This window comes from Roseobacter sp. HKCCD6576-2 (assembly GCF_013179285.1).
In the GTDB taxonomy this organism is placed as follows: Bacteria; Pseudomonadota; Alphaproteobacteria; order Rhodobacterales; family Rhodobacteraceae; genus Rhodophyticola; species Rhodophyticola oceani.
This window is the reverse complement of record NZ_WVNW01000013.1, coordinates 23,435-35,102: the sequence shown is the minus strand read 5'-3', so window position 1 is coordinate 35,102 and position 11,668 is coordinate 23,435. Positions and strand designations below refer to the sequence as shown.

The 11,668-nt window shown below is 60.7% G+C and carries 13 protein-coding genes and 1 pseudogene; 9 read left to right on the top strand and 5 right to left on the bottom strand.

The window, feature by feature from the left end; translation table 11 throughout:
- Together GTF44_RS19805 and GTF44_RS19800 are read left to right on the top strand one after the other, a co-directional pair.
- Positions 1 to 312 (top strand): transposase (locus GTF44_RS19805; RefSeq protein WP_171562960.1); only part of this gene is annotated, 312 nt, incomplete at its 5' end.
- 373 nt (positions 313 to 685) lie between these two features.
- Complete coding sequence (locus GTF44_RS19800; protein WP_171562958.1) at positions 686 to 1,243, top strand: outer membrane protein; 558 nt, start codon at positions 686 to 688, stop codon at positions 1,241 to 1,243.
- Between the two features lie 64 nt (positions 1,244 to 1,307).
- Here GTF44_RS19800 and GTF44_RS19795 read toward each other — a convergent pair.
- From GTF44_RS19795 to GTF44_RS19780, 4 genes and pseudogenes are all read right to left on the bottom strand, one after another.
- Positions 1,308 to 1,658 (bottom strand): annotated as a pseudogene (locus GTF44_RS19795) (transposase); the annotation flags it as partial.
- 176 nt (positions 1,659 to 1,834) lie between these two features.
- The gene (locus GTF44_RS22650; protein WP_171562956.1) at positions 1,835 to 2,242 is read right to left on the bottom strand and encodes a transposase; all 408 of its coding nucleotides are present in this window, start codon (positions 2,240 to 2,242) and stop codon (positions 1,835 to 1,837) included.
- Positions 2,243 to 2,299: 57 nt separating this feature from the next.
- Entirely contained in the window at positions 2,300 to 3,598 is a 1,299-nt protein-coding gene (locus tag GTF44_RS19785; protein ID WP_171562954.1) for an amidase, read from the bottom strand.
- Entirely contained in the window at positions 3,598 to 4,431 is an 834-nt protein-coding gene (locus GTF44_RS19780) for an oxaloacetate decarboxylase (protein ID WP_171562952.1), read from the bottom strand. The genes GTF44_RS19785 and GTF44_RS19780 overlap by 1 nt, the downstream gene beginning before the upstream one ends.
- A gap of 129 nt (positions 4,432 to 4,560) precedes the next feature.
- On the opposite strand from GTF44_RS19780, the gene GTF44_RS22645 reads away from it, so the two are divergent.
- The 7 genes from GTF44_RS22645 (at position 4,561) to GTF44_RS19745 (ending at position 11,111) form a co-directional block, all read left to right on the top strand.
- Positions 4,561 to 5,328 (top strand): IclR family transcriptional regulator, encoded by a 768-nt coding sequence (locus GTF44_RS22645; protein WP_171562948.1) that lies wholly within the window; start codon positions 4,561 to 4,563, stop codon positions 5,326 to 5,328.
- 2 nt (positions 5,329 to 5,330) lie between these two features.
- Entirely contained in the window at positions 5,331 to 6,635 is a 1,305-nt protein-coding gene (locus tag GTF44_RS19770) for an aconitase family protein (RefSeq protein ID WP_171562946.1), read from the top strand.
- Positions 6,628 to 7,155 carry a 3-isopropylmalate dehydratase gene (locus tag GTF44_RS19765; protein ID WP_253261368.1) on the top strand — a complete coding sequence of 176 codons (528 nt, stop codon included), beginning with the start codon at positions 6,628 to 6,630 and terminating at the stop codon, positions 7,153 to 7,155. Before GTF44_RS19770 ends, GTF44_RS19765 begins: the two co-directional genes overlap by 8 nt.
- 59 nt (positions 7,156 to 7,214) lie before the next feature.
- Positions 7,215 to 8,192, top strand: coding sequence for a TAXI family TRAP transporter solute-binding subunit (locus GTF44_RS19760; protein WP_171562944.1), 978 nt, complete (start codon positions 7,215 to 7,217; stop codon positions 8,190 to 8,192).
- A 53-nt stretch (positions 8,193 to 8,245) separates the two neighbouring features.
- Positions 8,246 to 10,123: a TRAP transporter fused permease subunit gene (locus tag GTF44_RS19755; protein WP_171562942.1), complete on the top strand. Its 1,878-nt coding sequence runs from the start codon at positions 8,246 to 8,248 to the stop codon at positions 10,121 to 10,123.
- Positions 10,124 to 10,199: 76 nt separating this feature from the next.
- Positions 10,200 to 10,367: a hypothetical protein gene (locus tag GTF44_RS19750; RefSeq protein WP_171562939.1), complete on the top strand. Its 168-nt coding sequence runs from the start codon at positions 10,200 to 10,202 to the stop codon at positions 10,365 to 10,367.
- Between the two features lie 234 nt (positions 10,368 to 10,601).
- On the top strand, positions 10,602 to 11,111 hold the full coding sequence (locus GTF44_RS19745; RefSeq protein WP_171562936.1) for a hypothetical protein: 510 nt from the start codon (positions 10,602 to 10,604) through the stop codon (positions 11,109 to 11,111).
- Between the two features lie 147 nt (positions 11,112 to 11,258).
- Here the strand turns inward: GTF44_RS19745 and GTF44_RS19740 are convergent, their stop codons facing one another.
- On the bottom strand, positions 11,259 to 11,408 hold the full coding sequence (locus GTF44_RS19740) for a hypothetical protein (protein WP_171562933.1): 150 nt from the start codon (positions 11,406 to 11,408) through the stop codon (positions 11,259 to 11,261).
- Positions 11,409 to 11,668: the final 260 nt, after the last annotated feature.

Below are 11,668 nucleotides of genomic sequence, written 5' to 3'. Positions count from 1 at the left end.
GACCTGGTCATGGACGACAACCTGCCGGAACATTTCGTATTACTCGCTGACACGAGCTACGATGCTGACAGCATTCGTGAAGATATGCGCAGCCGATACATCCAACCGGTGATCCCAGTGCGGAAGTCGCAGAAAAGGCGAGTTGGAGTGGATCGCCCACTGTATCGTCTACGAAACCTGGTCGAGCGATGCTTCAACAAGCTGAAGAATGCCCGCCGAGTTGCGACCCGCTACGACAAAACTGCCGAAAGCTTCTTGGGCTTCGTCGACATCGCATCCATCCGTCTCTGGCTGCGCCCTTTGTCAACATGACCTAGGCTGTGTTGACCAAATGATTGTTTGATAGGCGCAGATCGCATCATAGCCTGTGTCTATCCAGGTATAGGCTATTAATATTTTCGAGTAGAGCGAGCAGGGATTATTTCTGATGACGGACGAGTCGATTGGACGCATGCGCGCATAATGGAGCAATAAAGTTTCAAGTAATAAAGTTCCGAAAGCGCTAGCTGAAAAAAGAACTAATTTTTCACTTAATCACCAGCGCCTTCAGGATGCGAGCGAGATCAACACTGATAACTCACCAATTTGAATGGTATGTCGCGTTAGCGAAATCGCAGACGAATTCATCTTTGTGAGAATGATACCCCGCCGTCACTTACCCCATCGCACTTCGGGAGAACAAACGATGATTTATTGCGCAAAAGCTGTTTTTTTGGTCCTCGCGACCGCCGTCCCAACGCACGCGCTTGCTGATTGGAGCGGTGCATATACCGGACTTTTAGTTGGCTCCAGCATTACAAATGAGCTGTCAGTTGAAGAGGATGGCGGTTTCGCAAACTATCAACCTGACTCGGGCACTACTTTTAGTGCGTTCGCCGGTTACAATGCGCAAGATGACGACTTCGTTTTTGGTGGCGAATTTGCCTTTTTAATAGTCCCTGATACCAGATTAGGGATTGATGGAGAAGAGTTCTCTTTGGACTTTGATGCCTTTGATATGAAAGGTCGTGTCGGCTACGCGTTCAACAACATCTTGTTTTATGGTGTAGCAGGCGTCTCGCGCATCTATGCAGCGGAAGCTCGGGCAAACGGGTTTAATTTAGGCGTTGGTGCTGATTACGACCTCGAAAACAACATCGTCTTCGGGATGGAGTACCTCGCGCGGCGTGCAGCGGGTGAAGCAGGTGCTGTTGACGATGTTGGGTTTGATGCACTTGTTCTCAGGGCGGCACTCAGATTCTGATCAAGGATTGGTGATCTCACGTGACAAGCCGCGCCCCTTGGCGCGGCTTGTGTGTTTCGCTAGGTCATGTTGACAAAGGGCCCATCCATAGGCGGGTGGATGTGATGTCTATGAAGGCGAGAAAGCTCTCGGCGGTCTTGTCGTAGCGGGTGGCGACGCGAAGTGCGTTCTTGAGCTTATTGAAGCAGCGCTCGACCAGGTTTTGCAGGCGATAGAGCGGCCGATCCACACCAACGCGCATCTTGCGAGATTTCTGCATCGGGATGGCCGACAGAGCGTCACGCTCTTTCATGGATTTGCGACTGCTGTCAGCATCATAGCCCCGATCCGCCAGCAGGACACTAGGTTTGGGTCGGTTGTCAGCCATGATCAGATTAAAGCTGGTGTAGTCGGACGCCTGACCGGGAGTGATCTCGTACCAGAAGTGACCAGGCGATCTGTGCGTTCTTGTTGGCCAAAGCAACCGCGACGACGTTCGGATGACGTCTTTCTCGCATCCGATTTATCCATTTGCTACGGGTGTCGGTTTTGTCGGCCGAGCGAACCAGAACAGCTTGCGCTCGATGGATCAGCATCGTTCGCAAATATCGGTCACCTCGCTTGCTGGTGTTGAACAATCGAGCCTTTCCGTCGCTTGATCATTGCTTTGGAACCAGGCCCAGCCGGGGCGGCAAACTGACGACGGTTCTTGAAGCATGAGCGATCGCCAATCGCGGCAACCAATGCCGTTTCCGTAATCGGACCAATGCCTTCGATCTGTCCGATACGCTGGCACATCTCATTCGAACGAAAGAGGTTCTTGATCCGACGATTGTAACCCGCGAGACGTGTGTCCAATTCGGCCAGTTCCTCGCGCATGTCGCGGAAAATCTCGACAAGGAGCTCCCCGAAGTTTCCCGACTGATCGTCCGCAATCTCGCCAAGAGTGCGCCGGATGTGGGTGATGCCTCGAGCCACCACGACGCCGTGTTCTCCGAGAAGGCCACGGACCTGGTTCACCAGTCGCGTGCGGTTGGCGACTACCCGTTGGTGTCTCCGGTGACCCCGGGACGCGGCTTAGCTTGGCGGCGGCGGCGCTGGTGCGTGGCCCAATCCGGTCTCGGAGCAGGCGTCGATGAGCTTGTCGGCGAGGTTGAGCAGCGTCCGGTCACCGCCGGGGCGCCCGATCATTTGCACCGACCCGGGCAGCCCAGCGCCCCGGTCGATGGGAATCGACAGGGCAGGGAACCCCGCGGCGGTCCAGGCTCGGCAGGCGACCGGATCGCCAGTGCCCTTGGTGGCGGGTGGCGGGCGGTCGACCACGCTTTGGGTCAGTACGATGTCCCAGTCCGACCGGCCCAGTATTTTCCGACGCGCGGCGGCGATAGCCCGCAGTGCTGGGTCCAAGGCTTGGGGTCCGGCGGCGCGGCCTTGCTCGATCAGTAGGCGTACGGCGGGCGCCAGATCCAGCCAATGGACGTCCGCCTCAGCGGCGAGGGAGGAGGCGGCCTCGACCGCCATAACAGTCTCCTGCGCCTGTGAAAGCGCCTCGACTTCCACCTGAGCGTCGAGCGTCTCGACGATACACCTGGCACTAGCAAGCGCGGCGGCGATACGCCTGCGGTCGCGAGCAGGGTCAGGGTCGCCGTCAGCGACGGATAATGGTGGGCAGACGGCGATGCGGGGCCGGTTGGGCAGCCGAGAGGAAGCCCGCTGCGATGGCACGAGATGCTCGGTCAGAAACGCGATGTCGGCCAACGTGCGGGCGAAGACGCCCAACGTGTCGAGACTCGGGGAGAGCGGTTTGATCCCGGTCATCGGCAGCTTGCCATGAGTCGGCTTGAACCCGAAGATGCCGCAATAGGCGGCCGGACGGATGATCGAGCCCGCCGTCTGCGTCCCCAGGGCGAGGGGCACCATACCGGCAGCGACGGCGGCAGCGGAGCCGCTGGACGATCCCCCGGGGCTGAGGGCGGGGTCGTGCGGGTTGCGCGTCGGGCCCGGCGGGAAGCAGGCAAACTCGGTGGTCACGGTCTTGCCCGGCAGGGCCGCGCCCAGAGACTTGAGGCGCGTGACGATCCAGGCGTCACGCTGGGGTCGGTGACCGCAATAGATCGGCGACCCATAGGCGGTGGGTGCATCCACCGTATCGATAAGGTCCTTCACACCGACGGGAAGGCCATACAAGGGTCCCTGGTCGCCACCCGGCAGAGCTGGTCGCCAACAATCCGGGTCCAGAACCGTCCAGGCCCGCAGCACCGGCTCCCAGAGCGCGCAGCATTCGCGGCAGTCGCGGGCATAGTCCTCGGCGGTGCCCACACCGGTCTCAAGTGCCTGCAGATGGGCGACGGCGCCGGGAGGTCTTGGGTCGCTCATTAGGACAGGTATCGCCGGGTGGCGACGAGCGCGTCTCGCCGCGCAGGGGTCGCCAAGCGGTCGGCCACGGAGCGGCTTGAGCCGGTTTGCAGCAGCGTCCGGGCCACCTCTTCCATGGCGAAGATTGCGGCGCGCTGGAACTCGCCGGGGTAGAGAGCCAGCACCACACCGCAGGCGGACAGCTCTTCGGGCGTTGCAAGTTTTTCGCGACTGGCTCCGGCCAGGTTGATCAGCTTGGGTGCCGGCAGATCGTTGATTCGGCGAAGTGTTGCGAGATCGCTGATCCCTTCGACAAAAGCGACATCGGCTCCGGCCTCGAGATAACGATGCATGCGCTCTAGCGCCGGTTCTAACCCCTCAGTCATCACGGCATCGGTGCGCGCGATAACCAACATCCCATCCCCGACGGCATCTTTCATGGCGGCGACCTTGGCCGCCATCTCTTCGGTCGGGATCAGTGAGATATCCGCATAGTGCCCGCATTTCTTCGGGAAGTCCTGATCTTCGATATGCAGCGCCACGGCGCCTGCAGCTTGATAGGCGCGGGCACAGCGCGCCGCATTATGGGCATTGCCATAGCCCGTGTCGGCATCGGCGATTACAGGCCGGTTCACTGCCTCGGCAATCTCGGCCAGGCGCACCTGCATCTCGGTCATCGTGATGAGGCCAACGTCGGGATAGCCGATTGAGCGGGCGATTGCCCCGCCGCTGGCATGAACAAAGGAAAACCCTGCCGCATCGGCGATCCGAGCCGACAACCCGTCGAAGGCTCCCGGACCGAAATGGCAGGTCCCACTCTCAAGAATATCTCTTAGAGCTTTGATATTGCTCATTTAATATTGATCCACGGCATTGTTGTCCAAGATCTTGACAGGCCCTGAGCATTACGTAAACATCTCGAGTGTTCAAGAGTAAAGACTAAGTTCACGAATGTGAACAATATAGAATGGGAGATTTATAAGGTGGTCAAGTCCGCGGATCGCGTGCTTCAGCTCCTTGAGTTGTTGGCAAAGGAAGCCGATGGCCTAACGCATGCCGAGATCGCCAATCGCCTCAGCATACCCAAGAGCAGTCTGACCGGGTTGATGACCGAACTCTCGAGCAGCGGCTATGTCGAACATGATCGCGAACGCCGCCGCTTTCTGCTGGGCCCCCGTGTCGTGGGTCTGGCGCGCAGCTATCTGGGGCGAATCGATATCGTCCGCATTGCCCAGCCGCTATTGGCTGCCATCGCTGCTGAGCTCGGTAACAGCTGTGCTCTGACTGTGCGCAGCGATGACGACATGCTGGTGGTTTGCAAACAGGATGTGGTTCAGACCCTGCAGCACTCCATGCAACTGGGTGAACGTGGGCCAGTCTACGCCTCGGCCAGCGGCAAGGCGGTTCTGGCCGCTGCGGGGCCCGACGCGGTGGAGGCATATCTCGGGCGCACCTCGCTGACGGCGCTGACGTCGCACACACTGACAGATGTCGAAGCGCTGCGCGTCGAACTAGACGAAATCGCCCGCAGCGGGATCGGCTACAGTCGCCGCGAACTGGTCGACGGCATCATCGCGATCGGGATCGCGGTGCTAGACGCCGACGGCGCGCCGGTTGCCGGCCTGTCTGTCTCGGTGCCCGAGACCATCTTCAACCCGACGCATGAGGCACGGGTGATCGAGTCGCTCCGACAAAGCCAGGTGCGGCTCGCCGCCCTGCTCGGCGCGGACTCACCCCCTCTCACTAAGTAAGCATGACTGACGCATTCATGGGCATGACACTCACCCAGAAGATCCTTTCCAAGGCTGTCGGTGCTCCGGTCGCCGTCGGACAGATCATCATGCCTGAACCCGAGCTCGTTTCGGTCCACGACTGGTATGCCGCGAATATGGCCAAGGCGCTTGATGAGGTCGGCGTGGGCAAGCTGTACAATCCGCAGCGGATGATGATCGTCACAGATCACGAGCCGGTCGCCGCGTCGCCGCGGGCCAGTGAGCGACAGAGGCAGGTGCGCGAGATCGCCCGCCGGTTCGAGGTTGGCCATTTCTTCGACGTTGGGCGTGGTGGGCAGGGCCATGTCTTTCCGGTCGAACTCGGCTACATCCGCCCAGGCATGTTCATGGCGGGCTACGACACACATGTGACCAACTTCGGCGCAGTGGGCGCGCTGGGCGTAGCGGTCCTGACCGAGGTGTCAGAACTTGCGGCACTGGGATCGGTCTGGATGAGCGTGCCCGAGACGGTGCGCATCAACCTGACTGGAGCACTTGCGCCGGGCACAACGATCCGCGATTTCGCTCAGCATCTGATCTCTGTGCTAGACGACGAACTTGTCGACGATGCGGTGATCGAGTTCGCCGGGCCCGGACTGGCGAGCATCGGCGTCGACGGACGCTATACCCTATGCAATACGCCGACCGAACTCGGCGCCCGTTCGTCCATCGTCACGCCTGACCAGATCGTTCTCGAATATCTAAAGGACAGAGTCGATGGCCCGCTGGAGCTGGTGGCGTCGGATGAGGATGCCATGTTCAAGGCAGTGTTCGACTGGAACCTGGCCCTTCTGGAGCCGCAGGTAGCGAAGCCGCCACGGCCCGACAACGTGGTGGGAGTGAGCGAAGTTGTAGGCATGCCGATCGATCACGCCTATATCGGGTCCTGCGCTTCCGGGATGCTTGAGGACATGCGCGAGGCCGCCCGTATCCTGCGAGGCCGCGAGATTGATCCGCGGGTCCGGCTCTTCGTAACCCCGGCGACCAACGAGGTCGCCCGCCAGGCCGCTGCGGAGGGGGCGTTCGATGTCATCTCGGCCGCGGGCGGCATTGTTACCGCACCGGGTTGCGGGGTTTGCGCAGGCGGTCGGATCGGCGGCGTCACTTCGGGTGAGGTCTCGATCGGCACTGGCACGCGGAATGATCCTGGCCGTCTGGGCGCGCATGACGCCTCCCTCTACCTGGCCAGCCCGGCCACCGTGGCTGCCTCTGCGCTGGAGGGCATGATCGCCGATCCCCGCCGCCACGCGCCAACGACAGCGGACGAGGATCTGACCCATGTCTGACCCGATGCACTTTGCGGGGCGGGCCTGGGTCTTTGGCGACAACGTTGCCCTGGACGGCGATTTGATGGCGCTGCATTTCGCGTTAGCACGCGAGACCGACCCGCAAGTCCTGCGGCAGCATATCTTCGCCGGGATCGACAGTACTCTGGCGGAGCGCATCCAGCCCGGTGATCTGATCGTTACGGGCCGCCGGTTCGCCCACGGAAACCCGCATATTCAGGGGCTGATCGGCCTTCAGGGCGCCGGAAGCGGGCTGATCTGCGAAAGCATCGCCAGCGGTGCCTACCGCTGTGCGGTCAACGCCGCACTGCCGTTTCTGCCCAGGGCGCCGGGGATCACCCAGATGGTGGCGCAGGGTGACCAACTGGAGGTGGATTTCCGGACCGGGGCGTTCCGCAACGTGACCCAAGACATTGAGACCCGTTTCGATCCATTGCCCGAGATCGCACTGAGCATCATCGCTCGCGGCGGCTGGTTGCCCAGTTTCCGGGACCGCCTGGCGCGCCACGCCACCGCCTAGCTATGCGTACCGATTCACCAATTACCAAGACCAAGACACGTGAAAGGGAGTACAGTCAGATGTCACACAAGTTCAGAGGGACGCTCGTAGCGCTCGTCGGCGTATGGGGACTGTTGGGACCAGCCCATGCCTGGGAAACGGGCGATGAGGCGGTTCTGCGCATGGCCGCCTCGCAGCCGGTGCATGCGATCTACCCGATCACCGCCGGGCTGAAAGCAATCATCGAACGCGAGTTACCGGGCGTGGTGATCGATATGACTGTCACCCGAGGCGGGGTCGAGAACGCCCGCCTTATGCAGGTCGGCGAAGTTGAGATGGCCAATGGCAACACACTGGGCGCCTACTCGATCCACAAAGGGCAGTTCGCCGCCGAAGGCGCCGAGCCGTTTCCCGGGCTTCTGGGGTTGATGCCTAGTTACACCTGGGAGATTGGCACGATGGTGCCCGTTGACAGCGACGTCCAGACCTTCCGCGACCTCCTCGGCCAGCGGATCGCGATGGGGCCAATCGGCTCGGGCGCCGAGGCGACCGCGAGCCAGGCCCTCTCGGCGATGGGGCTGAGTGACGACGATTTCGCGCGCGTCCAGCGCTCGGCGCCCGCGCAGGCCTTTGGGTCGCTGGCTGCAGGGTCGGTCGATGCGGTGATTTGGGGCACCGCCCATCCTGCCGGTGCCATTGTCGAGCAACTCGCCACGCGCGGGCTGCGCTTTGTCTCCTTCGCCGAGGAGGACATGGCCAAGGTGGTCGATGAGCACCCTTATTTCCACTTCGGCTATCTCGATCCGACGCTCTATGACGGGATCGAGACCGAAGCGCTCTGGGTCGGCGGCGGCACCCATTTCTGGGTCAACGAGGAGATCGACGAAGAACTCGTCTACCAGATCACCCGCGTTGTTTGGGAGAACCGGGACGAGCTGCTTGACCGGCACCCGTCGCAAGCGCGCCTGAACGAGGATCTGGTGCGTATGCAGGCCGATCTTCTGCCGATGCACCCGGGCGCCGAACGCTATTTCCGCGAAATCGGCGCGATTGATTAAGCCGGGCGCCCGCCGCGTCGGGACGTCACCGAAGACAAAGTAGGTAGGGGCATATGTATACGCGCTCGCTCGAAGGATGGTCCTTGGCGATCTACCAAACCATCGCAACCGCGATGCTCTTGGCGCAGCTCTACTTTCTGTATCTGGCCCCGATCAGCCCATACCTGCACGGCCTGTTCTTTCTCACCGGCATCCTGATCCTGACGTTCCTGCGCAACGCCGGATGGCGCGGGGCGGCCGTTGGCGGGCGCATCCACCCGGCCGATATCGGGCTCTGTCTGTTCTCGATCGTCCCCCTCATCTATATCCTTCAGGACTTCATCGGCTTTGTCCGGCGCGGCAGTGTGCCGATGTCGACCGATATCTTGATTGGTGTCCTGTTCATTGCGCTCCTGATCGAAGCCGGGCGCCGAGTGGTGGGTTGGATCCTGCCGGTGCTGGCGCTGATCGCCATCGCCATCGCGCTTTCCGCGCTGGTTCTGCCGTCGGCCTTCCAGATCGCACCGGAACTGTCGTTGCGCAGGGTCGTCGGCGCCATCTTCCAGACCGAGCTCGGCATCTTCTCTGAGCCGACCCAGGTGGCGATGCGCTGGATATTCCTGTTTCTCGTCTTCGGTCAGTGCCTGTTGCTGGCGGGAGGGCAGAAATTCTTCATCGAACTTGCCATGTCAATCGCTGGCAAGCTGCGCGGTGGTCCAGCCTATATGTCGGTGATCACATCGGCCCTGTTCGGGACGCTGTCGGGCAGCAACATGGCCAATGTAATGGTGACGGGGCAGTTTACCATCCCCTGGATCCTGCGGGCGGGCTATTCCCGCACCCAGGCTGCGGCCATTGAGTCGGTGTCGAGCACCGCCGGAGCGCTGACCCCACCAATCATGGGCGCCGGGGCGCTCATCATGGCCGAGTTGACCGGCACGCCGTACAGCCAGGTCATTCTCGCCGCGATCCTGCCGGCCGTTCTCTATTATATTGCGCTGGGCGCCTATACTTACGGGCTGACCAAGCGTATGGATGTCGAGATCATTGAACAACCGCTGACCGAACCAGTCTTGAAGCTGTGTCTGCGCTATTGGCCGGTGATCGCGGGACTGGGCTGGCTCGTCTACCAGATCGTGAGCATGTACCCGCTGGAACGCGCGGTGTTGGAGGCTAGTGCCATCCTGCTGATCGGCGGACTGACCAGCAACGCGGCAGCCTATACGCTCCAGAACGGCCGCGACAGGGTGAGCGACCTCGCTGCCCAGACTGTCGACATCGGCCTGGCTTGCGCTCTGTCGGGCATCCTCATTGGGGTTACGCTGATTACCGGCTGGGGGGTCGAGATCGCCTCGCTGATCCTGGGATTGGGCGACTGGTCGGTCCTGCTAGCGATGTTCGCCACAATGGTTGTGACCATCGTGTTGGGCATGGGCACGCCGGGGGTCGCGGCGTATATAATTACCGCATCGGTAGTCGCCGCGCCGCTTGGCGATCTCGGGCTGTTCATACTCGGCGTGCACTTGTTCATCTTCTACTTCTCGAACTTCGCGGGCATCACGCCGCCAGTGGCGCTGACTGCCTTCGCAGCGGCGGGCATCGCCAAGTCCAATCCGTTCCGGACCGGGTTCCTGGCCATGGTTATGGCCTTGCCCACATACATCGTCGCCTATGCCATGGTGCTGCGGCCGGAATTGCTGATGCAGGGGGCCTGGACCGACATTGCCTATGCCACGGCGAGCACGGCACTGGGTGTGATCATGTTTGCGTTGGGCAGCTCGGGCACGCTGGTCGGCAAGAGCTCCTGGCCGGAACGCATCGTCTCGGTTGTGGCTGGTCTGATGCTGATCGATGAGCGCCTGTCTACCGATATCGCCAGCATGGGGATCATCTCTGTCTTGCTGATCTACCACTTGATCAGACGCCGGGGCGAGGCAGTGCCGAATGCCTGATCGCAGGCCGCACAGCTTTGCCAAGGCGGCGGCCCTTGGGCCTTCGGGTCGCATACAAAAAGAGTGAGCACATCCTATGATCTTGCTAGCCGAACTCCTATCGACGGTGTTTGAGCGGCGCTACCGCCCGTCGGTTCTGGGCCGTCAGGGTAACCGCCCCCTGGTCGATCTGGCCGACGGCCTGATCGGATCGGTGGGCGATATCTCGGGCAGGAGCATGGTGTTAACGTCCGCCAGCACATAGCGACGCTGCACAGGGCAAGCTGCCATGGCCTTACACATATGCCGAGGGCTTTGTTCGCTTCCATTGTGTTCAAGATCCTTCTGGGTGACCGACTCTAAGGATCGCTAAACATCGCACATGCCACAAAAATAGATTGTGGACCCGTCCCCTAGGCCAAACCAAGACCGCCTTAACTGATATTTAGCTTATCTATCGGCATTTTTGATGAAAATGGTAACGATAAGGATGTGTACGATGGACGCCGAAGATCTGATCTATTTCCCGTTTTCTCCCGAAGAAGCCTCTGTTGTCCTCGGCCTCGCGAAGCACGGGCGAGGTCCAGAAGACGCAGTTATCGTGGAACGCTCTGCGTTCAACGAGCTTCGCCCCAACCGGCTATTCTCGTTCAGCAACTTTTACGATTTGCTGAAAGCGATGTACGTGGCGACAGGGCTAGAAGATGATCAACGCCTAAACGACGCCTTGGACACGGTCGCCTTTGCGCTGAGTTATGAATTTGACAGGATCACAGTCGACAATATTGAGGAAGTTGCGCTCTACATCATCCGCGCGATGGGGCACCTACTAACCTATTCTGATGACATAGCGATGCCCGCCAACTGTGACGGGGTGGGCAGCCGTCGCCCTTTCTGCCAGGCGGTGACATTCGCACTAGCTATCTTCGTAGGCCGTATGTCCGGTACGTTCAGGCCGCAGTTCGCAGAATTTAGACAGGCCACCGTTGGTCAGACCGAGCCAGCGTAGAGCCTAAGCAGATCAGCGGCCAGGAGCGCTATATACCAGTCGCAGCTCTCGCGCCCATAGGCGTTCTTCATGGAACTCGCTGGGCAACACTTTCACGGAGAGACGTACTAACGTCCGCCCGTCAGAATACTACCGCTCAGACAGTCCTTACCAGCCGCCCCAATCGGGGCCGCTTTCTGGTGTGCGTAAGCCATAGGGATTGGCCGGTTCGTAGGCCATGCCGTTCTCGACAAAAACCGCGAGCCGACCGTACAACCAGACCCGGTGCAACTCGGATCCGGCGGGCAGAATTCGCACCCATCCGGGCGCCCTCCAGCCACAATGTCCGGCGAGGTACACCCTCAGCAGACTGTCTGATTTGGCACCTTGCATGGGGCGTCCCCGATCCTCGGTTTCGACACCCTCAATCCTACCCGATCGCCCCGATTATCGTCCCGTCCCTCGCAGCCAAACTGCACCAGCTTTTGATCCCGGCCGGCACCCCGTCTGATTGGCTGGACTGCGCTTCGCTTCCCCGCTGGCGGCCCTCTTGATTTGAACTGGATGATCAGAGCATG